At 44.3% G+C, this 25,111-nt stretch carries 18 protein-coding genes and 1 tRNA gene; 10 read left to right on the top strand and 9 right to left on the bottom strand.

Features of this window, described 5'->3' with window-relative positions:
- Nucleotides 1-44: 44 nt before the first annotated feature.
- Nucleotides 45-794, bottom strand: a complete 750-nt coding sequence (locus LT679_RS14900) for an SDR family NAD(P)-dependent oxidoreductase (protein WP_232178397.1) — start codon at nucleotides 792-794, stop codon at nucleotides 45-47.
- 517 nt (nucleotides 795-1,311) lie between these two features.
- Here LT679_RS14900 and LT679_RS14895 point away from each other — a divergent pair.
- Nucleotides 1,312-2,415, top strand: a complete 1,104-nt coding sequence (locus LT679_RS14895; protein WP_232178396.1) for a hypothetical protein — start codon at nucleotides 1,312-1,314, stop codon at nucleotides 2,413-2,415.
- A 5-nt stretch (nucleotides 2,416-2,420) separates the two neighbouring features.
- Here LT679_RS14895 and LT679_RS14890 read toward each other — a convergent pair whose 3' ends face one another.
- Nucleotides 2,421-6,518: a hybrid sensor histidine kinase/response regulator transcription factor gene (locus LT679_RS14890; protein WP_232178395.1), complete on the bottom strand. Its 4,098-nt coding sequence runs from the start codon at nucleotides 6,516-6,518 to the stop codon at nucleotides 2,421-2,423.
- A 280-nt stretch (nucleotides 6,519-6,798) separates the two neighbouring features.
- Between LT679_RS14890 and LT679_RS14885 the strand changes: the two genes are divergently transcribed.
- From LT679_RS14885 to galA, 6 genes are read left to right on the top strand one after another with little or no spacing between them, the layout of a single operon-like run.
- Entirely contained in the window at nucleotides 6,799-9,720 is a 2,922-nt protein-coding gene (locus LT679_RS14885; protein WP_232178394.1) for a SusC/RagA family TonB-linked outer membrane protein, read from the top strand.
- A gap of 8 nt (nucleotides 9,721-9,728) precedes the next feature.
- Entirely contained in the window at nucleotides 9,729-11,315 is a 1,587-nt protein-coding gene (locus tag LT679_RS14880) for a RagB/SusD family nutrient uptake outer membrane protein (RefSeq protein WP_232178393.1), read from the top strand.
- An 11-nt stretch (nucleotides 11,316-11,326) separates the two neighbouring features.
- Nucleotides 11,327-12,400 (top strand): SusE domain-containing protein, encoded by a 1,074-nt coding sequence (locus tag LT679_RS14875; protein WP_232178392.1) that lies wholly within the window; start codon nucleotides 11,327-11,329, stop codon nucleotides 12,398-12,400.
- 7 nt (nucleotides 12,401-12,407) lie between these two features.
- Entirely contained in the window at nucleotides 12,408-13,448 is a 1,041-nt protein-coding gene (locus LT679_RS14870) for a glycoside hydrolase family 53 protein (protein ID WP_232178391.1), read from the top strand.
- Nucleotides 13,449-13,451: 3 nt separating this feature from the next.
- Entirely contained in the window at nucleotides 13,452-15,995 is a 2,544-nt protein-coding gene (locus LT679_RS14865) for a membrane or secreted protein (RefSeq protein WP_232178390.1), read from the top strand.
- 10 nt (nucleotides 15,996-16,005) lie between these two features.
- Nucleotides 16,006-18,420, top strand: coding sequence for a beta-galactosidase GalA (galA, locus tag LT679_RS14860; RefSeq protein ID WP_232178389.1), 2,415 nt, complete (start codon nucleotides 16,006-16,008; stop codon nucleotides 18,418-18,420).
- Between the two features lie 136 nt (nucleotides 18,421-18,556).
- Here the strand turns inward: galA and LT679_RS14855 are convergent, their stop codons facing one another.
- Nucleotides 18,557-18,895: a zinc ribbon domain-containing protein YjdM gene (locus tag LT679_RS14855; protein WP_232178388.1), complete on the bottom strand. Its 339-nt coding sequence runs from the start codon at nucleotides 18,893-18,895 to the stop codon at nucleotides 18,557-18,559.
- 218 nt (nucleotides 18,896-19,113) lie between these two features.
- Between LT679_RS14855 and LT679_RS14850 the strand changes: the two genes are divergently transcribed.
- Nucleotides 19,114-19,728, top strand: a complete 615-nt coding sequence (locus tag LT679_RS14850) for a hypothetical protein (RefSeq protein ID WP_232178387.1) — start codon at nucleotides 19,114-19,116, stop codon at nucleotides 19,726-19,728.
- A 102-nt stretch (nucleotides 19,729-19,830) separates the two neighbouring features.
- Here LT679_RS14850 and LT679_RS14845 read toward each other — a convergent pair.
- From LT679_RS14845 to LT679_RS14820, 6 genes are all read right to left on the bottom strand, one after another.
- Nucleotides 19,831-19,903 (bottom strand) — tRNA-Phe (locus tag LT679_RS14845).
- 110 nt (nucleotides 19,904-20,013) lie between these two features.
- Nucleotides 20,014-20,994 (bottom strand): type I phosphomannose isomerase catalytic subunit, encoded by a 981-nt coding sequence (locus tag LT679_RS14840; protein ID WP_232178386.1) that lies wholly within the window; start codon nucleotides 20,992-20,994, stop codon nucleotides 20,014-20,016.
- 15 nt (nucleotides 20,995-21,009) lie between these two features.
- Nucleotides 21,010-21,354, bottom strand: a complete 345-nt coding sequence (locus tag LT679_RS14835; protein WP_232178385.1) for a HepT-like ribonuclease domain-containing protein — start codon at nucleotides 21,352-21,354, stop codon at nucleotides 21,010-21,012.
- Nucleotides 21,347-21,637, bottom strand: a complete 291-nt coding sequence (locus LT679_RS14830; RefSeq protein ID WP_232178384.1) for a nucleotidyltransferase family protein — start codon at nucleotides 21,635-21,637, stop codon at nucleotides 21,347-21,349. Before LT679_RS14830 ends, LT679_RS14835 begins: the two co-directional genes overlap by 8 nt.
- A gap of 79 nt (nucleotides 21,638-21,716) precedes the next feature.
- Nucleotides 21,717-22,133 carry a hypothetical protein gene (locus LT679_RS14825; RefSeq protein WP_232178383.1) on the bottom strand — a complete coding sequence of 139 codons (417 nt, stop codon included), beginning with the start codon at nucleotides 22,131-22,133 and terminating at the stop codon, nucleotides 21,717-21,719.
- Between the two features lie 131 nt (nucleotides 22,134-22,264).
- Nucleotides 22,265-23,494 carry an NADP-dependent isocitrate dehydrogenase gene (locus tag LT679_RS14820; RefSeq protein ID WP_232178382.1) on the bottom strand — a complete coding sequence of 410 codons (1,230 nt, stop codon included), beginning with the start codon at nucleotides 23,492-23,494 and terminating at the stop codon, nucleotides 22,265-22,267.
- A gap of 221 nt (nucleotides 23,495-23,715) precedes the next feature.
- Between LT679_RS14820 and LT679_RS14815 the strand changes: the two genes are divergently transcribed.
- Both LT679_RS14815 and LT679_RS14810 read left to right on the top strand, forming a co-directional pair.
- On the top strand, nucleotides 23,716-24,402 hold the full coding sequence (locus tag LT679_RS14815) for a hypothetical protein (RefSeq protein WP_232178381.1): 687 nt from the start codon (nucleotides 23,716-23,718) through the stop codon (nucleotides 24,400-24,402).
- Between the two features lie 78 nt (nucleotides 24,403-24,480).
- Nucleotides 24,481-24,939 carry a hypothetical protein gene (locus tag LT679_RS14810; RefSeq protein ID WP_232178380.1) on the top strand — a complete coding sequence of 153 codons (459 nt, stop codon included), beginning with the start codon at nucleotides 24,481-24,483 and terminating at the stop codon, nucleotides 24,937-24,939.
- The last annotated feature ends 172 nt before the right edge of the window (nucleotides 24,940-25,111 follow it).

The raw sequence follows: 25,111 nt of genomic DNA, 5'->3' as shown, positions 1-25,111 counted from the left end.
TGTTTAACAGCCGTTACATTAACCTGTTTTACGGCTGCCGATAATTAGCGTACACCGCCGCTTACCACCAGTATTTCACCGGTTAACCAGCGTGAATCATCTGATGCGAGGAATACCGCTACAGGTGCAATGTCATCCGGCTGACCAATACGGCCGAGCGGTGTGGTTTTGGTAACTTCGTGGTGCATGTCGCTACCGATCAAACCGGCAGTATGGGTGCCTTCGGTTTCAACCATACCCGGGTTAATGGAGTTAACGCGGATGTTTTTAGGGCCAAGCTCTTTTGAAAGCACTTTAGTAATGGCCTCAACAGCGCTTTTTGTAGCGGTGTAAATTACACTGCCCGGCATATTCAGGTTAGTAATGGTTGAGCCGATGTTGATGATGCTGCCACCATTCTCACCAAAGCTTTTAACCGCTGCCTGGCTGGCTTGCAATAAGCCCAATACGTTGATATTGAACTGGCGATGATACTCATTCGCATCAAAATCTTCAATTGAACCGAAGTTGTATACACCTGCATTGTTAACCAATATGTCAACCTGGCCAAATGATTGTTTGGTTTCGGCAAAAAGGCGGTCAACGTCTGCGGGATTAGCAACATCACCTTGTACAGCAATGGCTTTGCCACCTAAACTTTCAATTTCAGCAACTACTTTATCGGCACCTTCTTTTGATGATGCATAATTTACCACTACTGTGGCACCTGCTGCTGCCAGATCTTTAGCTATGCCTGCGCCTATACCTTTTGAAGCTCCGGTTACTACGGCTACCTTGTTTTCTAACTTTTTCATTGTGATTTAATTTCTATTTTGGAATAATCGTTCCGCAAATATATATTCAATTCGGAATGATTGTTCCATTAAAATGTCATAAGAGATCAAGATGGCAATAGCATGACTATTACAGTCTACGATGGTTGATGTTAGATTTAAATTTAAAAGCTATAATTACATTAGCATAGTAATCTAAAATGGATACAAGACGAGATTTTACTGTTAGTACAACTATTATAAGAGGTTAGTACTATGAAATTAACGGGCTAAATATCTGGGATCACGAGTGGAAATTAACGGGAGAGAGATTATTTGTTGAGGATGATGGGAGCGGAAGAAAATCTTCTCACTATATAATTGAAATTTCCGCAAACGGCAATTCAGCAAAGTTTGCAGCGGATGAGTATTCTAACGGTGTTTATAAAATTTATCATAAATATTGAATATCTGCCTTTTAGGTATGCCTTTAAGAGTAGTATTTTAAAATATGATAATGATTATTTACACGTTTTTTATAGATCTTAATCTTACATAGATGAATACCAAAGTAATATTATTTATCATCATTATGTTTACGCCGTGCCTGTTATTCAGCCAGGATAAAAGCGTTTGGATATCGTTTTGGAATGCTGATTCTACCTTGGTTGGTTTTAAGGATAAAGCAGGTAAAGTGATGATCAGGCCTAAGTTTTCAGGACTTACATTCGGAGGTAAATTCGTTAACATCAAGGCGGTAACTGAAAACACAAATGGCAAATGGTCATCTTATTATCTTACAAAATCAGGCAAAAAAGTGGGAGTGGAGCAACTATATATTTTTGATAACACTCCTGATTGTGAAAGTGAAGGTTTTATCCGTTTCAGAGATAGCGCCACATATAAGGTGGGCATGTTCAACGGAAAGGGTGACGTTGCCATCCCGGCCGAGTATAATAATTTAACGCCCGTTGCCAACGGGCTGATAGTAGCCTTAAAAGGCGGAACTTTTGACGCAGGCAAAATAGATGAACATAACCAATACCCTTGGGTGGGCGGTAAAGAGGTATTGATAGATACGAGGAACAAACTTTTAGTAAATGATTTTAAATATGATGATGATCTGAATTTATATTCGCTGTTGATTCTAAAAAAACCGAGCGATAACCCTTTGCGAGAAAGTTTTAAGGCTGTAAACGGTGAGTATTATTCTTTTATAAGTTTCGATAGGGAATTTAAAGCATGGTTGAAGGATTCACTATTGAAAAATTTAACCGCTGAAAACTTGCTTAAGCTATGCGATGATTCGATTTATAACTGGGGTAATAGCGAGCAATGGAAAAAAAGGAGCAAAGAAGAATTCATCGACCAGCAATTCAGTGTTATAAGGCCTCTTTTGCTCAATCTCAATAATCCGGCCTGCGAATACCACGTGTTTACTGATAGCCTTAACCCGTACATTTTTGATTATAACTCAATAGGATTTGAGAAATACTTTGATGACTGCGGAGCCGCGTTGTATAGAAAATACCCGGTAAAGCAAGTTGTTATCACTTACCATAAAGACGGCGATATCCAACAGGATCACTTTGATTTTTTGCGTACGGATGCCGGCTATAAACTAATATCCGTTAGTTTGCGGAGCGATAGCGCTAACCAATAACCAACTTAATCTTTTTTCTCAAGCTCCTGCAGGTACTGCGATGGTGTTTTACCGAATTCTTTTTTGAACGCCTTGGTAAAATAAGCCTGCGTTTGTATACCTACCCGCAATATTACTTCGGCAATTGATATTTCCTCGTGCGTAAGTATATGTTTAGCCTTATTAAGCCGCACGGTGCGGATAAATTCAATGATAGATTGCCCGGTAAGCTGCTTAATCAACTCGTAAAGCTTGGTGCGGCTCATGTTGAGCGCATCGCATAAGTATTGTACATCCAGCAGCGGGTCGGCAATACTTTCTTCAATTATACGGATCAGGTCATTGATAAACTGGCGGTTTTTTTCGGTACGGGCAGCATCTTTAGCCTCGAAAGCGTAATCTTCGGTATAACGGTTTTTTAGGCGGTTTTGCCGGTTAAAAATATTGTTGATGGTTAGCAGCAGCAGGTTAATGCTTACCGGCTTGGGTAAATAACTATCCGCGCCCGAGCCAATGCCTTCTAACTGCGCTTCCAGCGCGTTGCGGGCGGTGAGCATAATAAAGGGGATGTGCATGGTTTGCCAATCCTGTTTTACATGGCGGCAAAACTCCATGCCGTCCATTTCGGGCATCATCACATCGCTGATTATAAGGTCGGGCGTTTGCGCTTCCACCTTGGCCAGGCCTTCAACGCCGTTACCGGCTACTGTGATTCGGAAATGCTTTTGCAGCGAATCCTGCAAAAAGTTGCGTAGCTCCACATTATCATCAACAAGCAAAATATTTTTTAAGTGATGCTTGCCGCTGTGGTCATCTATCTGTTCGACAACGTTTTCCTCGGTATACTCAAAAAAATCATCGTTACTAAAAAGGTCGGCAGCAGTATCTGTATTGGCTTTCCAGCGCTCCGCAGCACTGTAATCTGTTTCAGTTATAGGCAGCGCTATCAAAATATCCGTGCCACCGTTGCGTTTGCTGTAAACCTTAATGTAGCCTTTATGCAACAGTGTAAGCGTTTTAACAAATGCCAGCCCGATGCCCGAACCAAGGTGCGCAGAGGCAATACGGTAGTAACGTTGAAAAAGGTTAGGCATTGATTCGGCTGAGATACCCACACCCGTATCGGCCACCACAATGTACATGTATTCCCTGCCGCTGTACGCATTATCAATTTTAAGCTCATGCGTAAAGCGCGACACATATTTTTCCGGATCAAACAATAGCTTAACCCATACTTCGCCGCCGTTGTTAGTGTATTTTAGGGCATTGTTGATCAGGTTCAGTAGTATTTTTTCGAGTACCTGCCTGTCAAATAAAACGGCGTCTCGCGCGTTGCTGATATCAATATTGAAAGTTATCCCTTTTTGCAGCGCCCAGTTGCTAAACTCGCCGGTAATTTCCTGTAAAAATAAGGCAATGTTACCTTGGGCTACCTTCAGGCGCAGTGATCCCGACTCCGCTTTACGGAAATCCATCAGCTCGCTAACCAAATGCATTAGTCTTTTGGCATTGCGGTAAATAGTGCTATGCGCCTGGGCGAGTTCGGTACCCGGTTTTTGCTGATCGCTGTTGATGAGGTTTTCAACCGGTCCGAGGATGAGGCTCAGCGGCGTTCTGAACTCGTGCGATATATTGGTAAAAAACTGCAGCTGGGTTTGATGTATCTCTTCCCGTTTTTGCTCCTCAAGCTTTTTGAGTTGTTGCTGATGCCTGTAGCGTAAAAAAATGTACACCGCTGCCCCGGCAAACAGCGCTACAATCACCTTAAACCACCAGGTTTGCCACCAGGGCGGCGTTATAATTATGGTGAGGCTTACGCCTTTGTTATTCCATAGCCCATCGTTGTTAGCAGCCTTTACATGGAATGTGTATGTACCCGGGTCAAGGTTGGTATAAACCGCCTTGTTGGCCTTGGTGTACACGTAATTTTTATCAATGCCCGAAAGTTTGTAGGCATACAGGTTGTTTTGCGGCGCTATATAATTTAGCGCAGCGAAGGCGAATGATATGCTCGATTGCTGATAATCGAGCCTTATAGTTTTGGTTATGCTGATATCTTGCTTAAGCGGCGAGCCCGGGCCTATAAAAACCTCCCTGTTAAATATCTGGAAACCGGTTATGTACACCGGCGGCATATAAGTGTTGGCATTTATCTTTTCCGGATAGAAAGTGTTAAAGCCGTTTATGCCGCCAAAATACATTTCACCGTCGCGGGCTTTCATAAACGCGTTTGCCTCAAACTCCATGGCCTGCAAACCATCCGAGGTGTTATAAGTGGTTACTTTGTTGGTTTCAGGATTAAAACGCAGCAACCCGTTCGAGGTAGAGATCCACAACTGCCCGCTATTATCTTCGGTTATACCCTTAATAAATACATGATCGAGTCCGGCATTGTTGGTAACAACACGAAAAGTGTCGGCTTTTCTGTCAAACACATACAAACCCGACTGCCCGATCCACAATCGTTTTTTACTATCCGAAAATATTACCCGGATATCAGGCATACGCGGCGCTTGTGTAAAATAGTGCTTAAATGCGCCGGTTTGCTTGTTGTAACGGTTCAGGCCGCCATCATCAGTGCCTATCCACAGGTCGTTGTAGGCATCTTCATTTATAGATAAAATATTGTTGCCACTTAAAACGGAGTTTCCGGAACCTCTGATTATACGGCGAAACTTGCCGCTTTCGGGTTGAAAAATATTTAAGCCACCAAAGTAGGTGCCTACCCATAATTTGCCTTCGTTATCCTGGTAAACCTTTTGTACAAAGTTTGATGATAGCGACGTAGCATCGTCCGCTTTATTGATGTACTTTGTAAAGCTTTGCGTTTGCGGATTGAATAAGTTTAACCCACCGCCCCAGGTGGCTATCCACATTCGTTTTTGCCTGTCTTCAGTCAGGTCGAGCACCGCGTCAGATCCAAGGCTGTTCCTGTCGTTAACTTTATTATTGTATACTTTAAAGGTATTGCCGGCTTTATCAAACAGGTTTAATCCGCCGCCATCGGTGCCAATCCATATGCGGCCTAAATGATCCTGCTCAAAACACTTTACATCGTTATAACTAAGCCCTTTTCCCGATGGTTGCTGCCGGTAAACCTTAAACTTACGGGCCTTTGGTGAGTATACATTTACGCCGCCGCGGTGGGTGCCTATCCAATAGTTGCCCTGCCTGTCCTCAAACAAGGCACTTATGGTACGCTGCGATAGCCCATCCTCAAACCCCACTCGGTATGTGTGTTTTTTGAAGCCGTTAGTTGCCGGGTTAAATATATTTAGGCCGCCGTTTATGGTACCCACCCAAATTTGTCCCCTTTTATCGGCGAGCAAAGCTAATATCAGGTCGCTGCCCAGGCTATTTGGGTCGGCATCGCTATGGCGGTAAAATGTAGGAGTATTTTTGGCTATGTTATAACTGATCAATCCGTTACTTTCCGTAGCTAACCATAAATTGCCGTTACTGTCCTGTTGTATGCTGCTAACAGCGGTATTAAAAATGGGTTCGCCTTTAGCAGTATAGTTTACAAGTCCGCGTTCGGTGCCGAGCCAAATATTTTTATCTCTATCCTGAAAAATACAATTTACAGCACCGCCGGAATGCATCAGTTTAAATGTCCCGCTTGATCGATCCATCAGGTTAAGCCCGCCGTTAGTACCAATCCAAAGGCGCTTTTGCGTGTCTTCAAATATGGCATTTACGCGGTTGCCGTGTAAGGCAACGCCCGGCTGATCTTTACCTACATAAGCCGTGAATGTGCGTAAGTGGTTATTGTATTGATTAAGGCCGTTGCTGGTACCAACCCAAAGGTTATTTTCGCGGTCGGTATATAAACAGGTAATAAAATTGTCGCTAAGGGAATTAAGAACGCCCGGCACGTTTCTGAAAACCGTGATCTGCCGCCCGTCATACAGGTTAAGGCCATCGCGCGTGCCTATCCACATAAAGCCCCGCTTATCCTGAATGATGGCTTGTATGGTGCTGTTTGATAACCCTTCGTTATTGCCGATGTGATCAAATACCATGTCCTGCGCTTTAACGGTAACCGCGGTAAGCGTTAAACACAGCCAGGTACACACAGCGTACAGGGTACCCGTAATTATTTTTCTACAAAGGATTGAGGGCATTTAGATTTTATAACGGCCTAATTTAGGTAACATTATTTAAATATGTCCGGCTGACGGTAATTGCTTTCAATATTATGCGCCTGTTAGGGCAATGTTATATAAAAAGCGCGTTTTGAGCTCAAATTAAGTTAAAACGAACAACTTTTATGATGATTTGAACAAACGTCAGGCATAATTATCAGCCTATTATTGTAGTCCGATTATAAACGTCGCGTTACCAATAAACCACTTTTAAATGAGAAATTTTTATTTACGAACAACTTTGTTGCTCTTGTTTGCTATGGCCGTAAATTTTGCGTTCGCGCAAACCGGCAGCATTAGCGGGCAGGTGCTTGATGAAAAAGGCCAGCCACTGCCGGGCGCTTCTGTTACGGCCGGTGCACGCTCAACCGCTACTGATGTAAACGGCAAGTTTAAACTTACAGGTTTGCCAGCCGGTGCGACCACCGTTACTGTTACATTTTTAGGATACCAGCAACTCTCGCAAAGCTTTAACGCCGGTAGCGAAGGCGTAACCTTTAACCTGAAACCCGCCGCTGCCTCGGCTTTAAATGAGGTTGTGATTATAGGTTACGGCAGCCAGCAAAAAAAGAGCGTAACCGGCGCTATCTCCACCGTTTCATCAAAAGATTTTCAGAAAGGTAGCATTACCACGCCCGAGCAGTTAATTGCAGGTAAGGTGCCCGGTGTTACCATTACGCCAAACGGCGGTGCGCCGGGGGCGGGTAGCACAATCCGTATAAGGGGTGGCGCTTCACTTACCGCGAGCAATGATCCGCTGATTGTTATTGATGGGGTGCCGTTGAGCAATAACGCCATATCAGGTGCTTCAAATCCGTTGAGTTTAATTAACCCGAATGATATAGAATCATTCACAGTTCTAAAAGATGCATCGGCAACGGCCATTTACGGTTCGCGTGCATCAAACGGTGTTATACTGATCACCACCAAAAAAGGTGCGTCGGGTGCGCCTAAAGTAAACTTTAGCTCGCAGCTATCAGCTTACAAAGTAGGCAAAAAGGTTGATGTACTTACCGCCGACCAGTTCAGGGCTTACGTAAACGAGAAAGGCAATGCCGACCAGAAAGCGTTGTTGGGTAAAGCCAACACCAACTGGCAGGATGAAATTTACCAAACCTCGTTGGGTACTGATAATAATATCAGCGTAGCAGGTTCATACAAAAATATACCGTACCGCGTGTCTGCAGGTTACCTTAAACAAGTAGGTATACTGGTTACCGATAATTTGCAGCGTACAACCGGTGCCTTAACCCTTAACCCTAAGTTTTTGGATAACCATTTAAAGGTTGATGTTAACGTAAAAGGCGCACTTACCGATACCCGCTTTGCCAACCAGGGCGCAATTGGTTCGGCAGTGTTTTTTGATCCGACCCAACCGGTATTCGCCAAAAATACATTCGGCAACTACTTTGAATGGACGAATTTTGACAATGTAGGCAATGCCATTCCGAACCCTAACGCGCCCCGCAACCCGGTAGCCTTGCTGGCACAAAATACGGGTAAAAGCCAGGTAAAAAGGAGCTATGGTAACGCGCAGTTTGATTACAGTATGCATTTTTTGCCTGAACTGCACGCCAACCTAAACCTGGGGTATGACATATCAAACGGCAAGGGAACTACTTATGTGCCCGCCAACGCGGCGCAAAGTTTTGCAGTGGGTGGCGTAGATAACCGCTATCAGCAGGATGTAACCAATAAGGTTGCGGAGTTTTACCTGAATTATACCAAGGACCTGAAATCAATAAACAGTAATATTAACGCTACTGCGGGTTACGGTTACTACGATTTTTTAACCAAGATATATTATTATCCAAGCTATAACGCAAACGGGCAGGTAGTAGCCGGCTCACAACCGTTATTTCCTTTTGATAAGCCGCAAAATACGTTGATATCATACTACGGCCGTTTAATTTATACCCTTGCCGATAAGTATATTTTAGCGGCATCGGTACGTACCGATGGTTCATCTAAATTCGCTCCCGAAAACCGCTGGGGTGTTTTCCCTTCGGTCGCCTTAACCTGGCGCATTAATCAGGAGTCGTTCCTGAAAGAGTCGAACACCTTAAGCGACCTGAAGTTACGCCTGAGCTACGGTATCACCGGCCAGCAGGATGGTATTCCGTATTACTCATACCTGCCAACTTACGCGCTTAGCGTTGCATCGGCTAAATATCAGTTAGGTGATACCTTTTACAACATGTATGCCCCGGCTGCTTATGACAGATCGTTAAAATGGGAGCAAACCGCAACCTATAACGCCGGTGTTGATTTCGGTTTCCTGAACGGGCGTATCAGTGGTGCGCTTGATGTATATTTTAAAAAGACCAAAGATCTTTTAAACCGCATCCCGTCTCCGCTTGGCTCAAACTTCAGCAATTTTATTACCACCAACGTGGGTAATATCGAAAACAAGGGCGTTGAGTTCAGCATCAATGCATCACCGGTAAAAAACAAGGTGTTTAGTTGGGATATGGGTTTCAACTTTACCTATAATAATACCCGTATTACTAACCTTACCGCGGTTAATAATCCAACCTACCCGGGCGACCAGGTGGGCGGTATTTCAGGCGGAACGGGTAATACCGTGCAAATCAACTCGGTTGGTTACAGGCCCCAAACATTTTACCTGTACCGCCAGGTGTATGATGCTAATGGCAAACCAAAAGAAGGTATTTATGAAGATCTCAACGGAGATAACATAATCAACGAGAAGGACCTGTACCGTGTAAAAGCCGCCATGCCGAACTTTATACTCGGCTTTAGCACGCAGCTTAATTATAAAAAATGGTCGCTTTCAACAGTGTTGCGTTCAAACTTAGGCAACTACGTGTATAACAACACCAAAGCCAATGTTGGTGTAACACGCGGTATACTTAACCCTGCGGGTTATTTGGGCAACGCCAGTACCGAGATTTTCAAGTCAGGCTTTGATAATAACCAGTACCTGAGCGATTATTACCTGGAGAATGCTTCCTTTCTGAGGATGGATAACCTTGGTTTAGGCTATAATGCCGGTAAAATTTTTGGCGATAAAGTTGGCTTGCGCGTTAACGTCAATTGCCAGAATGTTTTTGTGATAACCAATTATACCGGCCTCGACCCGGAGATTGCCAATGGCATCGATAACAACTTTTATCCGCGCCCGCGCACATTCGTTTTAGGTGTTAACCTTGATTTTTAATTACGAACATGAAAGCATTTAAATATATAGCAGGTGTAATTATGCTGGCGGCAACCATAAGCAGTTGCCAGAAAGACCTGGACCGTGTGCCAACAAACGCACTTACAGCCGATAAGGTGTACAGCACGCCCGAAGGCTACAAGCAATCGCTTGCGAAAATTTACGGAGCCTTTGCGCTTACCGGCAACGGCGGCCCGGATGCCGGTGAAGGCGATATTGCCGGTATTGACCAGGGCACGTCAGACTTTTTACGATTGTTCTGGAATTTACAGGAGCTTACTACTGATGAAGCCGCCATTGTATGGAATGACCCGGGATTACAGGATTTCCATGTGATGAACTGGACATCAACCAACGTCATGATCCGCGGATTATACAGCCGGTGTTTATATCATATCACAGCATGTAATGAGTTCATCCGCGAGTCAACCGACGAAAAGATCGCATCGCGCAACATCAGTGGTGCCGAAGCCGACAATATACGCCGTTACCGCGCCGAAGCGCGTTTTTTGCGCGCGTTTGAGTATTGGGTGCTGATGGATTTGTTTGGCAATCCGCCGTTTGTAACAGAGAATGACCCGATTGGTAAGTTCACCCCGCCGCAAACTACCCGTGCCAACCTGTTCAATTATATCGAAAGCGAATTAAAAGCTATTGAACCGGAACTGGTAGCCGCTAAACAAAATGAGTATGGCCGTGCAGATCAGGCTGCTGCGCAAGCGCTACTTGCCCGGATCTACCTGAATGCCGAAGTATACCTTGGATCAGGCAACAATAAGTATAACGAAGCGATAACTTATGCGGAAAAAGTAATTAACTCTGCTTATTCGCTTAATGCCTCATACCGTAGTTTATTTTTGGGCGATAATAACCTCAACAATACCGAAACCATTTTCGCTATTAATTATGATGGCGTAAACTCTCAAAATTATGGCGGTACCACTTACCTGATTAATGCAGCCGTAAGCGGCGCGATGGGGCCCGCTACTTTTGGTGTACCTAATGGCGGCTGGAGCGGTATGCGCAGCACACGTAACCTGCCCGAAACCTTTGGCGACTACAGCGGCAATACCGACAAACGCGCCATGTTCGCGGGTAATAAAATTGAGATGGATGACATCACCATTTTTACTGATGGTTTAGCGGTAGCTAAGTTTAGTAATATTACCTCAACCGGCGCTACGCCACCATCGCCAAATGGCGTGTATACTTCCACTGATTTTCCGCTGTTCCGCCTTGCCGAAATGTACCTGGTGTACGCCGAGGCGGTTAAACGTGGTGGTGCAGGCTCTGAGGCTACGGCAATCGGTTATATCAATTTGTTGCGCCAGCGTGCCTATGGTAACAATAGTGGCAACATAAGCAGTTACACGCTTAACGATGTGCTTAACGAGCGTACCCGCGAGCTTTACTGGGAGGGCTTCCGCCGGAGCGATTTAATCCGTTACGGCAGGTTTACCGGCAGCAGCTACCTGTGGCCATGGAAAGGTGGCGCACGCAACGGCCGCGCAGTTGAGGCGTTCCGTAATCTTTTCCCGCTACCATCATCTGATGTAAATGCTAACCCTAACCTTGTGCAAAACCAAGGCTATTAAACCTTAATTAAATGAGAACTTATATAATTAAAAGCTTATTTATAGCTATGGCCCTGCTGGTAATGCAGGCCTGCAAAAAGGATACGGTGACCGTAAGGTCAGCCGCAGAGGGCACCGCCTCAACCCTTAAATCAAGCGCTACCGATATACAGCTAAGCAGCGAAACTGCAAACGACAATGCCGTAACTTTTACCTGGAACAAGGCTGATTATGGCTACAACGCAGCTGTGCAGTACACCTTACAAATCGACAAAAAAGGCAATAAGTTTGCCGCTGCCCGCGAGTACGCACTTGATGGTACTGCCGCGCTTGAGCAAAAATTCACCGTTGGCGATCTTAACAATTCACTCGTATTAATGGGTTTTACACCGGGCGCAAGTGCCGAGCTGGAAGTAAGGGTAAAATCAGAACTGCGTACTAATGTGGATACCTTGTTCTCGAACGTAATTGAGGTTAAAGCTACACCTTACGCGGTTATTGTAAACTATCCATCGTTACACGTACCGGCGGCCTATCAGGGTTGGTCGCCTGCTACTGCCGAAAAGGTGGCATCGATATTAGATAACAAAGAGTACGAAGGCTATGTGAATTTTGCTGATGCCGCTAACCTGATATTTAAAATAACTACCGATGTAAACTGGACAACCACTTACGGCTGGGCAAGCAGTACTAATACCGATAGCTATGCCGGCGGTACCTTTGCAGCGGGAGCTGGTGGCAACCTTTTTGTACCTTCAACAGGATATTATTTATTAAAAGCCAATACCAAGAACAATACCTGGGAAGCGCAAAAAACCACCTTCGGTATTGTAGGCGATGCTACACCGGGCGGATGGGATAATGATACCAACATGAGCTTCAACGCAACCACCAAAGGGTGGACGGTAACGGCCAATTTATCGGTAGGTAAGCTTAAATTCAGGGCTAACGGCAACTGGACCATTAATTACGGAGATAACAATCCTGCAAATGGTTTTCTTAAATTGAACGGCGGAGATATCCCGATTACTTCGGCAGGCAGGTATGCCATTGTTTTAAACCTGAGCATAGCTGGTAACTACACCTATTCTATCACCAAACTTTAAAATTGAAATGAAAAAAAATTATATACTGACCGCGTTGGTATGTGCCGGTTTACTGGCAGGTTGCAACAAGGATATAAGTGCACCGCAGTTTCCGGATGAGCCGATAAACGCGGGTTTTGCCAAAGGTGCTGATGTGAGCTGGGTAAGTGAAATGGAAGATGACGGTATCAAGTTCTACAATAACGCTGGTGCCGCTCAGGATTTGTTTACCATTTTGAAAGGTAAAGGCATGAACTCGATCCGTTTGCGTGCCTGGGTAAACCCAACCAATGGTTACAATAACACCGCCGATATGGTTGAAAAAGCAGTGCGGGCTAAAAACGCGGGTTACCGCGTTATGCTCGATTTGCACTATAGCGATATCTGGGCCGACCCGGGTAATCAAAACAAACCTGCAGCCTGGGCCAACCTGAACTTTGCAGCCCTTAAAACCACCGTTGGTACTTACACCGTAGGCGTAATGAATGCGCTGAAAGATAAAGGCATTACGCCTGAATGGGTGCAGGTGGGCAACGAAACTAATGACGGTATGCTGTGGAATGACGGTAAGGCATCAGTAAATATGAAGAACTTTGCCGAGCTGGTAAATGCGGGGTACGAAGCGGTAAAATCAGTTAGCAGCAGCAGTAAGGTTATCGTCCACCTTTCAAACGGGTACGACAATAATTTATACCGCTGGATATTTGACGGCCTCAAAACCAATGGCGCTAAATGGGATGTTATCGGTATGTCGCTTTATCCAACGGCATCAACCTGGCAAAACCTGAACAAGCAGTGCCTTGCCAACATGAACGATATGGTTGCCCGCTACGGCAGTGAAGTTATGCTGTGCGAGGTGGGTATGCCGGCTACCGAAGCCGCAGCCTCAAAGGCATTTTTAACCGACATTATTTTGAAAACCAATAGCGTTGATGGCAAAAAAGGGCTGGGCGTGTTCTATTGGGAACCACAATCATACAATGATTGGGAAGGCTACAAGCTTGGTGCTTTTGACACCAGCGGAAAACCAACCATCGCTTTAGATGCATTTTTGATCGAAAAATTTTAATTGATGAGATTACTCCTGCTAACTGGCTTCATGCTGCTTTTTGCCTTGCCCGGATTTACCCAGCGCAATGCTGCCGCTGAAAGTGGTAACGAAATTTATATTGACAGCAAAGGCATAATGCGTTACGCCGCAAACGGTAAAGAAGCCGCCTTTTTTGGTGTTAATTATACTTTACCGTTTGCTTACGGTTATCGCTCGCACAAAATGCAGGGTATTAATATTGAGCAGGCTATTGACCGGGATGTGTATCACTTAGCCCGGCTGGGTGTTAATGCCTTCCGCGTGCATGTGTGGGATACCGAGATCAGCGACTCGTTAGGTAACCTGAAGCAAAATGAGCACTTGCGCCTGTTCGATTATTTGCTGGCCAAGTTAGAGGAGCGGGGCATACGCATTATTGTTACGCCAATAGCCTTTTGGGGTAATGGCTACCCGGAGCGGGATGAACGCACTGGGAGCTTTAGCGATGTTTACGGAAAAGACGGAGCACTTGTACAAGAAAAGGCCTACGTTGCCCAGGAGCGTTATCTGAAGCAGTTTTTTAGTCATGTAAACCCATACACGGGTAAAACTTATGTAAAGGATGTCTTTATAATTGCTACGGAGGTTAATAACGAGCCGCACCATAGCGGGCCTAAGGCGCGCGCAACCGAATATGTTAACCGTATGGCCGCGGCTATAAAAAGTACGGGCTGGACAAAGCCCGTGTTTTACAATATCAGCGAATCGCCATGGTATGCTGATGCGGTAGCTAAATCCGTTGCTGACGGTTTTAGTTTTCAGTGGTACCCTACGGGCTTAGTTGCCGGGCATCAGCATAAAGGGAATTTACTGCCGCAGGTTGATCAATACATTATTCCGTTTGATACCATCCCGGATTTTAAGAATAAAGCCCGGATGGTATACGAGTTTGATGCAGGCGATGTAATGCAGCCGTATATGTATCCGGCTATGGCACGCAGTTTTAAAAAAGCCGGTTTTCAATGGGCAACGCAATTCGCTTACGATCCGCTGGGTAACGCCTTCGCCAATACCGAGTATCAAACGCATTACCTTAACCTGGCCTATACACCATCTAAAGCAATAAGTTTGCTTATAGCCGGTAAGGTTTTTGGGTCAGTTCCTGTATTTAAATCATACGGTAAATTCCCTGCAGATACATTGTTCGGTCCGTTCAGGCTTAGCTATAAAAATCAATTAAGCGAGATGAACAGCGATACCGAATTTTACTACGCCAACTCAACCGACTCAAAACCGGTAAAGCCATCAGCTTTGGCGCATATTGCAGGTGTAGGTTCATCAGTGGTAGTTAACTATAACGGCACCGGCGCTTATTTTTTAGATAGGCTGCCCAACGGAAGCTGGCGTCTGGAAGTTATGCCTGATGTCGTTGCAGTGAGCGACCCGTTTACGAAAGCCTCTTTATCTAAACACGTCACCCGCATTTTCAGCAACGAAAGGCAGATGAGCGTTGACCTTCCTGGTATAAGTAAGGGTATAAGCGTTACGCCGATCAATGCTGGCAATTCATATACACCAAAGGTTACCGCAGGGGCTTTTAACATCAAGCCGGGCACATACATTGTCTCGGCATCCGGTAAATCTTACAAAAAAAGCGACGCCCCTGTCAACGGAAACATCAAGCTTAATGAGTTTGTGGCACCGCCGGATGATAGCTTGAAAATCGAAGTAAATCATCAGGCTTACCATAGCGTTGCAGCCGGTTCGCCGTTTAAAATAAAGGCTGTTGTAGCCGGAATTTCTGAAGGCGACAGTGTGCGGGTATTGGCTAACCGCTTAACCGGCGCATATCGTGTTATTCCGATGCAGCAAACAGGCGCTTATACTTTTGAGGGCATGGTGCCTGCCGATTTATTGAGCCCGGGTTTACTGCAATACCGCATAGCCGTTACGCCGAAAGGTAAGGAGCCGGTAGTGTACCCCGGCGGTCAGGCCGGTGATCCTTTCGCGTGGGATTATATAAACCAGCAATATTATCAAACCATCATATCGGCTCCGGGCAGCCCGGTTCAGCTTTACAATGCTGCGCGAGACAGGGATAATGTGATCGTCTATTCGCCCGAATGGAAAACTGACAGCTATGAGTATGTAACTAATACGGATGGCAATTTAGCCATCAGCCTGAACCATAAACCAAGCAAAAACGAGTTAGGCGGATTAGAACTGTTTGTTAAAGACGAAATTTTAACACACGCTGCTAACCTGGGCCAGTATAGCTTTATAACCGTAAATGCAGCAGGTAACACACCGGCAAAACTGGTGTTAATTGATGCTGATGCTAATGCGTGGAGCGCGGTCATTAACATTTCGGATGGGATAGTTAAGGTGCCGCTCAGCGCTTTCAAATCGGATTCGCTGGTATTGCTGCCTCGTCCGTACCCTGGTTTTCAAACGCTCAAATTTAAATCAGGAGCTACTGCTAACTTTTCTTTGAAGAACATGGAGCGTGTACAGCTTTTACTTACCGGCGATAATACCAAACCATTTAATGTAACTATAGAAGGCATAAGCCTCGAAACCAAATAATATTAAACTAATGAATTTTGTGTACCGCGGCCTGGGCTGCCTGTTTTTGCTTCTTGTTTCTGTACAACTTTTTGCGCAATCTCCACGCAAGCGGCAACTGTTAAATGACGGTTGGAAGTTTCACCTTGGGCATGCCGCCAATGCAGAGAAAGATTTTAATTATGGTCTGTCAAACATCTTTGCAAAAACCGGCAGGGCCGAAAAAACAGCCATAGCGGTTGATTTTAATGATACTGCCTGGCGAACCGTACAAATACCACATGATTGGGCTGTAGAACTTCCCTTTGTTTTCAAGGATAACGATGACCTGAAAGATCATGGTTACAAAGCCCTCGGTGGTTTATTTCCTGAAAACAGCATTGGCTGGTACCGCAAAAAATTCAATGTAACAGCAACCGACTCGGGTAAGCGTTTCAGTATTACGTTTGATGGTATTTTCAGGGATGCTAAAGTTTGGCTGAACGGATTTTACATTGCCGCAAACCAAAGCGGTTACGTGGGTTTTACTTTTGACGTTACCGATTACATCAACTTTAAAAAAGAAAACGTACTGGTTGTTCGCGCTGATGCCACACAGTCCGAAGGTTGGTTTTACGAAGGAGCGGGTATTTACCGCAAAGTTTGGCTGAACACTTACGATAATTTACATGTAACAGACGATACGTTTGTACATACCAATACTCAAGCGGATGGCAAGGCAATGATAACCGTTGAGGGCGATATTAAAAATGACGGATTGCAGGCTGCGGAAGCGACTTTTTACGCCTTGATTAAAGACCGTTCGGGTAAGGTCGTGGCTAAAACTGACGTGCAGCACCTAAGCGTTAATAGCAACGCAATAGCCCAGGTGAAACAGCAGGTTTTAGTGGATAAGCCAATCTTGTGGTCTATTGAGCAGCCTTACCTGTATCACGTGGAAACAATTGTTAGCCAAGGCGACAAAGTGGTTGATAAGCGCGATATACGATTCGGCATCCGCAGCATTGATATAAAGGCTGATGGTGTTTACCTCAATGGCAAGCACATTAAAATTAAAGGTACCAATAACCACCAGGATCATGCCGGATTAGGCAGTGCACTGCCTGACTATCTGCAATATTACCGCATCAGTTTGTTAAAGCAAATGGGATCTAACGCGTACAGGGCAAGCCATCATGCGCCTACGCCGGAGCTGCTCGACGCTTGCGACAGCCTGGGTATGCTGGTGCTTGATGAACAGCGTTTGCTGAACAGCAGCCCGGAATATATGGATCAGTTTGAGCGGCTTGTGAAACGCGACCGTAACCATCCGAGTGTTTTCCTATGGTCGATTGGAAATGAAGAGGGTTATGCGCAGGTAAACGGTATTGGTAAGCGTATTGCGCAAACCTTGCTTGCCAAACAAAAGCAGCTCGACCCGACCCGAACAAGCACTTACGCCGCGGACCTGGCGAACGTGTTTACCGGCGTGAACGAAGTGATACCCGTTCGTGGATTTAACTACAGGCAATTTGCCGTTGCCGATTATCACCGCGATCATCCGCAGCAGCCCATTATTGGTACAGAGATGGGGAGTACGGTAACCACACGCGGTATTTACGTTAAGGATACAGTTAGGGCTTACCTGCCCGATCAGGATATTACGGCCCCTTGGTGGGCCAGTACCGCTGAGCAGTGGTGGCCGCTTGCCGCCGAAAATGATTTTTGGCTGGGCGGTTTTATATGGACCGGCTTTGACTATCGCGGAGAGCCTACGCCATATAAATGGCCCAACATCAGCTCGCATTTTGGTGTGATGGATGTTTGCGGCTTTCCGAAAAATATTTACTACTACTACCAATCGTGGTGGAAGGATGAGGATGTGCTGCACATTTCTCCGCACTGGAACTGGCACGGAAAAGAGGGGCAGAATATTGATGTTTGGGTAAACTCAAACGCTGATAACGTGGAGCTGTTTCTGAACGGGAAAAGTTTGGGCAAAAAAGCTATGCCCCGTAACAAACACTTACAGTGGAAAGTTGCTTATCGACCGGGTATGTTAAAGGCGGTTGGCTATCGTAACAGTAAAAAACTGGTAAGCGAAGTTAAAACTACCGGGTCAGCTTATAAATTAAAGCTGACCCCATCCAAGCAAACATTACTGGCCGATGGGAGCGATGCCGTAGTGGTAAATGTTTCGGTGTTGGATAAAAACGGACTTGAGGTACCCGACGTTATGCAGGAGATTAGTTTTAACGTAACCGGCGGCGCAACCATAATAGGCGTTGGCAACGGCGACCCAAGCAGCCACGAAGATGATAAAATACTCACCGGCAAATGGAAACGCAAGCTATTCAACGGGCATTGCCAGGTTATCCTACAATCGGGCAGTAAAGCGGTCAATGCTACGCTCAACGCAACTGCGGATGGTGTTAAGGGTGCCGCGGTGCAGGTTGTTATTAAGTAGTGAAGATGCCATTATATGCGTTATATACTAACGCATATAATGGCTTGTTGACGGTTAAGATTGTTAATAATCGGATTTTGTATTTGCAAGGAATGGACTTTTCTTAGGCAGAAAATAATTGTCCTTTAGAATAGTTTTAAGCTTTTTTAACAAATTCAGATTTAAGGGCCATCGCTCCGAACCCGTCAATTTTGCAGTCAATGTTATGATCGCTATCTACCAGGCGAATGTTTTTAACTTTCGTTCCAGACTTAATTCCCTGTGGCGAACCTTTAACGGGAAGGTTTTTAATCACGACAACCGTATCTCCATTTTGTAATATATTGCCGTTGCTGTCCTTTACAATAAATGCCTCGTCATCGGTGGTAATTTCTTCCGGATTCCACTCGTGTCCACACTCTGGGCAATCCAGCAGGCCATTCATTTCATAAGTGAAAGTTGATTTACACAATGGGCAAGGGGGCAGCGCTGTCATATAAGGGTTTTTCGCAAAGTTAAATATTATCCGTAATTCTGAGTGCTATTGTATATAAGGCTGTTTGTGTGCGCAAAATCAAAAAGTATTTCAGGGGGGCAGGCGTATTATCTGGTATTTATATTTTGTAGCGTACTTACAGGCACTTTCTCTCAAAAATATTCTCCTCGTTTGTAGGTCGGTTCGTGATAACTATATTCAAATTACTAATTTAGAGCATGCATGTAAAAGTCGACTTAACCAGAGAACGGTTTGATTCTTATAATACCGTTAATTTTTATGACAGTAAGACGATCTTCTTTGAACCTACACATATCCTACCGACAACTGTTTCTTTTAAAGTCTGGGGCGCTGGTTTAATGCCTGGTTTTGTTTGGGACCATTACATAAACTTTGACGAAGCCCAGGGCTTGAAATTTAGTAAGTCACAAAGCAATGAGGTAACTATTCAAGGCTTCAGTAAAATAACCATATTCGATGTAGTTGCAGGTAAAGTAAGTATATGCCCTTACGACAGAGGAACCTTCTTAAAAAGAAAAGATGGTAAAGAGGTAGAGTTTAAACGAGAGTGGTCACTTGAAGCCGTTGACAGTGAGTGTTACGAATACTGGTTTGATACTACAATATTTTTTCCATATGGCGGTTGCGATTTGAAATTATATGCTAAGGGAAGTGTGGTGTTTGAATTCAATACGGATGATTGCGTAAATGGAATTGATTACATTACAAATCCAAACCGTCAGGATACTTTTTGGGGTTATCTTAAGGATTCTAAGTTGTGTACCAACTCTTATCAATATGAAGATCTTGATCCTTTAAAGCATTCCTCATAAGCGATCTTGAGGCTGTCGCCATGAGGGCGTTTTGGTCAGTTAGGACAGGAAGAGAAACAGGTAAACGAAAAAAGCCTCTCAGATTTCTCTAAGAGGCTTTCGTGGTATCAGCTGGAATCGAACCAGCGACACAAGGATTTTCAGTCCTTTGCTCTACCAACTGAGCTATGATACCGCTCCCGTTTTTGGGTCTGCAAATGTAGCTTCTTTTTTTATTTCTGGAAACTTTTTTCAAAAAAACATTCGCAATACGGGTTAACTGCCTGTAAGGCAGCTAAAATATTTTTAGGGAACGTAGCTCTCCAATATTTTAAAGCCGCCTTCAGTTGTAATTTCAACTTCATTGATGTTTTTCGGCAATAAAATGCTGTCGCCCATCTTAACGTCAAGGGTACCGCCATCGTACTTGATAGTATAAGCGCCCGCTACGCAAACATGTATCACAAAGGAATCTATGCTGCTATAATCGCGCGTGGTGCCTTGGGTAAAGTCAAGCACGCTGGTAGTGAAGTATTGGCAGCTAACAGCTTCTACGGGCTCGTTTTGCGTATGCTCGTATGCCGTTTTGTATTCCGGGTAAAACTTGTAGTCGATAGCGGCAAGGGCTTCCTCAACATGCAGTTCACGCTTGTTGCCTTTATCGTCAACACGGTCAAAATCGTAAATACGGTAAGTAATATCTGATGTTTGCTGAATTTCAGCGATCAGCAAACCCGCGCCAATGGTGTGTACCCGGCCGGCAGGTAAAAAATAAATGTCGCCGGCGGTAACGTCCTCACGGTTCAGAATATCGGTAAGGTGGCCGCTGTTAAATTTTTCCAGATAAACCTGCTCGTTCACTTCCTGGTTAAAGCCGGTGATCAGGGTAGCACCCGGATCGGCTTCAATTACGTACCACATCTCGGTTTTGCCGAACGAGTTATGGCGCTCCTTGGCCAGTTTATCGTCAGGGTGTACCTGGATAGACAGATCCTCATTGGCATCAATAAACTTCACCAGTAGCGGGAAGGTATTGCCAAAGCGCTCGTACACTTTTTCACCCACCAGTTCGCCCTTGTATTCTTCAAGTAAATCGGCCAATGAGCGACCTTCAAGCGCGCCATTGGCTACTACAGATACATCGCTTTTAACGCCCGATATTTCCCAGGTTTCGCCGCAGTTTGGCAGGCTGCCGAAATCTTTATTTAAGTAAGTCCTTATTTTCTGGCCACCCCAAATTTTGTCTTTATAGATGGTCTTGAATTTCAGAGGATATAATGCTGACATGATAGTTTATTTATATTAATTGTATTTATTTAATAATTCGGTGATTTGCTCGATGATACGGTTTAAAAACTCTTCTTTGATCGTCCAAATGATACTGTAGTCGATGCCGAAATAATCGTGTACTATCCGGTTTCTGAGGCCTCTTATCTTGTGCCAGTCAATTTCCGGATTTTCATCCCTGAAACTTTCAGGCAGCCGGTTTGCAGCTTCGCCTATTATTTCAAAGTTTCGCACAACGGCATCAATGGTTTTGCTATCATTTATAAAATCCTGATAATCTAAGTGCCTTGTGTAAGTGAGAATCTTGTTCGCGCTTTCCAGCATATCTTCCAATAAGAGGTTTGGCTGGCGTTTAGACATAGATAATTTCAGACTCGATTTGTTCGAGATACTTTGGTTTTATTCCGTTTTTTGATACGAGGTCAATTTTGCGTTTTAAGCGGGCCTCTAATTCATCCGCCAACGTAATAAATTCTATTCCAATTGGTTTGTTAAAGTCCACAATTATGTCAACGTCACTTGTCTCATTAAAATCATTACGTACTACCGAGCCAAATAATCCGATAGAGTTAATCGGATACTTAGATTTCAGCTCGGGTTTTAGGGCTGATAAAGTCGTTCTAATTATATTTAGATAAGACATAATAACAAAGATATGATTTATCTTAATATGCCTGCGTTACTAATTGCAAGTAACATTTAGCGTATTCAGTAACGCTTTATTATAACTTTTTAACCACTATAAAATAGCTACTCTTTAACGAGTCGGTATAGTTTTGCTGGTTGTATTTAAATGCTGTGGTTTCAAAGTAGGTGCAGCAATCTTTTTTAAGTTCTACATTGGCCGCAAAAATGGTGTCCTGATCAGTTGCGTTAAGTTTTACGATGAGATTGGTTTCACCGCCAAACGACGTGGTGAAGCCCAGCTTTATGCGATTAGGGTTTTTGCCTGATCCTTTAGGCACAATACCCACATTGCCGTTATTTAATTCCTTGATTTTTGTTGTATCGTAATAATTCGGTGTAGCAGGATTTAGCAGGTCACGGCCAAGTGTATCCCTGAGTTCAAATACTATTGCAGGCGCCGGGGTAAAGCACGCTATGTTGCCGCAGTCGTTACGCACACAGCCAGTGCCCATCAATACAACTGTAAATAAAACTAAGGTCAAATTTTTTAGGCATTCAGGTTTCATGGCTTTAAATATAACTATAAAACAAACAGGCCGCAGATTTTATATCTGCGGCCTGTTTAAATATAGTTTAACGCTAATTACTTACCCAACTTAGCTTTCAGGTTTTCGTCAATAGCTGAAAGGAACTCTTCAGTGTACAGGTAATCAACTCCATGCTCAACCTTGGCTTTGGCGGTAATAGCCAAATCCTTGGTCATTTTGCCGCTTTCAACGGTCTCAATACAAACCTGCTCGAGGGTGTGGCAAAAATCAACCAGCTCCTGGTTGCCATCCAGCTTGCCGCGGAACTCTAAACCGCGGGTCCATGCAAATATAGAAGCAATAGGGTTGGTTGAGGTTGGTTTACCGGCCTGGTGATCGCGATAGTGGCGGGTTACGGTACCATGTGCAGCCTCAGCCTCCATAGTTTGGCCATCAGGCGTAACCAGGGTTGAGGTCATCAAGCCTAATGAACCGAAACCTTGTGCTACGGTGTCGCTTTGTACGTCGCCATCATAGTTTTTACAAGCCCATACAAAATTACCGTTCCATTTAAGGGCGGCGGCAACCATGTCATCAATCAGACGGTGTTCGTAGGTAATACCGGCAGCGTCAAACTTCGCTTTGTAGTCGTTTTGGTATATCTCTTCAAAAATATCTTTAAAACGGCCATCATATTTTTTAAGGATGGTGTTTTTGGTTGACAGGTACAATGGCCAGCCTTTCATCAATGCCTGATTAAAACAAGCGTGCGCAAAGCCTTTAATTGATTCGTCGGTATTGTACATGGTCAGCGCCACGCCGTCACCTTTAAAGTTATATACTTCGTATGATTGCTCCGGGCTACCATCCTCAGGTGTAAAGGTTACGGTAAGCTTGCCTTTTCCTTTCGCTAAAAAGTCGGTAGCGCGGTACTGATCGCCAAACGCGTGGCGGCCAATGCAAATAGGGGCTGTCCAGTTAGGTACCAGGCGCGGTACATTGCTCATTACAATCGGCTCGCGAAATACGGTGCCATCCAAAATGTTACGGATAGTGCCGTTTGGAGATTTCCACATTTGTTTAAGGCCAAACTCCTTTACGCGGGCCTCATCAGGCGTAATGGTAGCACATTTAATACCTACGCCATATTGTTTAATAGCGTTTGCGGCATCAATAGTAACCTGGTCGTCGGTTTGGTCGCGGTACTCAATACCAAGGTCAAAGTATTTTATATCCAGATCCAGATACGGGAAAATCAATTTATCCTTAATGAATTTCCAGATAATGCGGGTCATTTCGTCACCATCCAGTTCAACTACCGGGTTTTCTACTTTAATTTTTGACATAACTATCTGTTATTAGGTTTTTTTAAAGGTTTCAAATATATAAAATACAGGTTACGATGCTCCATATAAATCCGTATAAAAAAAATAATACAATCGATTTACAAAGCAACCCGCAAGGCTTTTTAAGTATAGTGCAAACTATATGTATTGTTTTGCCGTTTATCGGTGGACACTTTATTACAACACGCTATCTTATGATTACAAAATTTACCAGAATAATAATGCTCACGGCGTTGTCGGCCCTGGCAACCTTATCGGCAAAAGCGCAGCTTGGGTTTAATTACAGCCAGCACGACCTGGGGCTTGGTGTAAGCACTAACCAGGTTTTTGGCGACGCCGAAAAAACCACCACTACACTGTCAGGAAATTTAAGCTATACCTACAATGCTACACCCTTTGTAAATTATATAGTTGAATTACAGGGCGGCACGCTTAAGGGTGGCGATTCGGTTGAATACCGGTCGGGCAGGCAATTTAAAAACAATTTCATCGCCGGTTCATTACGTGCGCAATTACAGGCGGGTGAGTTTATTGATTACTCACGCAGTACTTTGATGGATATACTTAAAAACGTATATGGCTCGGTAGGGGTAGGGCTGGTATCTAACCGTATAAAAGAGGTATCGCGTAATTCAAACACCATCCCAGGTTATTACACTCCCGGAAAAGACAAAAGCACAGAGCTTTTTGTGCCGGTTAAGTTAGGTTATGAGTATAAGATATTTAACAGCTATAATGAACCATCTGTAAAGATTGACCTTGGCTACCAGGTTAACATCATGGCGGGCGAAAATCTCGACGGTTTTGATGCCGGCGAACGTAAAGACATCTGGACACAGCTAACTTTGGCGGTAAAGTTTTCAGTAGGTGGTGTTACCTCGCACCGTAAGCCGTTAATGCGCGATTAATTTTTGTAGCGGGTTTACATCATAATCAAACTTTGGCAGGGTTTTTAGTGTTATTTAAGTAATTAAAAACTGAAACCTATGGACCCAAAAAATCAATACCCTGGCTTTAATGATGACGGCCTGGAAAACGATAACGACTTGAATAGCGAGATTGAATCGGACTCAAACCGCGATGCCGACGTAAATAATTCGACCGACGTTGAAGATTTAAAATTTAACGAGGATGCAGGCAGCTTTGAGCTGGATGTGGATAGTGAAGACCCGGACTATGATCATCCCGATCCGTATAACTCCGTTGCGAAAAACGGCGACGACTTCGATTCGACATATGATGAAGCTAACCCTTATGCCGTTGATGAGTATATACCAAATGAAAATCTGGAAACCGACGTGGAAAACCTGGGTATGCACATTGACAGCGGTAAAATAACCGAAGTTGACCCGGTTGATGAAGCTATATCACGCACACCTGAAGATGACAGAGATGACCTGGATGAAGAAGGCTATCCTAAAAACGACGGGGAATATTTGAAGTAGATCAAAATTAATATTATAGTTAATAGCCGGCAGTGCCGGCTATTTGTGTTATATAGCACGTAATTACACAATTCTTATAATACTGTCATTTAGATGCGATAGCGAGAAATCTATCCGTGTTCAATAATCAAGCGACAGATTTTTCCTCATACCTCATTCGAAATAACAATAA

Source organism: Mucilaginibacter roseus (genome assembly GCF_021215455.1).
GTDB classification, from domain to species: domain Bacteria; phylum Bacteroidota; class Bacteroidia; order Sphingobacteriales; family Sphingobacteriaceae; genus Mucilaginibacter; species Mucilaginibacter roseus.
This window is presented reverse-complemented; position numbering and strand designations above follow the sequence as displayed.

What these genes read in the sequence shown, in the direction of transcription:
- LT679_RS14900 (WP_232178397.1), bottom strand. Translation starts at nt 794, where the DNA reads ATGAAAAAGTTAGAAAACAAGGTAGCCGTAGTAACCGGAGCTTCAAAA.
- LT679_RS14895 (WP_232178396.1), top strand. Translation starts at nt 1,312, where the DNA reads ATGAATACCAAAGTAATATTATTTATCATCATTATGTTTACGCCGTGC.
- LT679_RS14890 (WP_232178395.1), bottom strand. Translation starts at nt 6,518, where the DNA reads ATGCCCTCAATCCTTTGTAGAAAAATAATTACGGGTACCCTGTACGCT.
- LT679_RS14885 (WP_232178394.1), top strand. Translation starts at nt 6,799, where the DNA reads ATGGCCGTAAATTTTGCGTTCGCGCAAACCGGCAGCATTAGCGGGCAG.
- LT679_RS14880 (WP_232178393.1), top strand. Translation starts at nt 9,729, where the DNA reads ATGAAAGCATTTAAATATATAGCAGGTGTAATTATGCTGGCGGCAACC.
- LT679_RS14875 (WP_232178392.1), top strand. Translation starts at nt 11,327, where the DNA reads ATGAGAACTTATATAATTAAAAGCTTATTTATAGCTATGGCCCTGCTG.
- LT679_RS14870 (WP_232178391.1), top strand. Translation starts at nt 12,408, where the DNA reads ATGAAAAAAAATTATATACTGACCGCGTTGGTATGTGCCGGTTTACTG.
- LT679_RS14865 (WP_232178390.1), top strand. Translation starts at nt 13,452, where the DNA reads ATGAGATTACTCCTGCTAACTGGCTTCATGCTGCTTTTTGCCTTGCCC.
- galA (WP_232178389.1), top strand. Translation starts at nt 16,006, where the DNA reads ATGAATTTTGTGTACCGCGGCCTGGGCTGCCTGTTTTTGCTTCTTGTT.
- LT679_RS14855 (WP_232178388.1), bottom strand. Translation starts at nt 18,895, where the DNA reads ATGACAGCGCTGCCCCCTTGCCCATTGTGTAAATCAACTTTCACTTAT.
- LT679_RS14850 (WP_232178387.1), top strand. Translation starts at nt 19,114, where the DNA reads ATGCATGTAAAAGTCGACTTAACCAGAGAACGGTTTGATTCTTATAAT.
- LT679_RS14840 (WP_232178386.1), bottom strand. Translation starts at nt 20,994, where the DNA reads ATGTCAGCATTATATCCTCTGAAATTCAAGACCATCTATAAAGACAAA.
- LT679_RS14835 (WP_232178385.1), bottom strand. Translation starts at nt 21,354, where the DNA reads ATGTCTAAACGCCAGCCAAACCTCTTATTGGAAGATATGCTGGAAAGC.
- LT679_RS14830 (WP_232178384.1), bottom strand. Translation starts at nt 21,637, where the DNA reads ATGTCTTATCTAAATATAATTAGAACGACTTTATCAGCCCTAAAACCC.
- LT679_RS14825 (WP_232178383.1), bottom strand. Translation starts at nt 22,133, where the DNA reads ATGGGCACTGGCTGTGTGCGTAACGACTGCGGCAACATAGCGTGCTTT.
- LT679_RS14820 (WP_232178382.1), bottom strand. Translation starts at nt 23,494, where the DNA reads ATGTCAAAAATTAAAGTAGAAAACCCGGTAGTTGAACTGGATGGTGAC.
- LT679_RS14815 (WP_232178381.1), top strand. Translation starts at nt 23,716, where the DNA reads ATGCTCACGGCGTTGTCGGCCCTGGCAACCTTATCGGCAAAAGCGCAG.
- LT679_RS14810 (WP_232178380.1), top strand. Translation starts at nt 24,481, where the DNA reads ATGGACCCAAAAAATCAATACCCTGGCTTTAATGATGACGGCCTGGAA.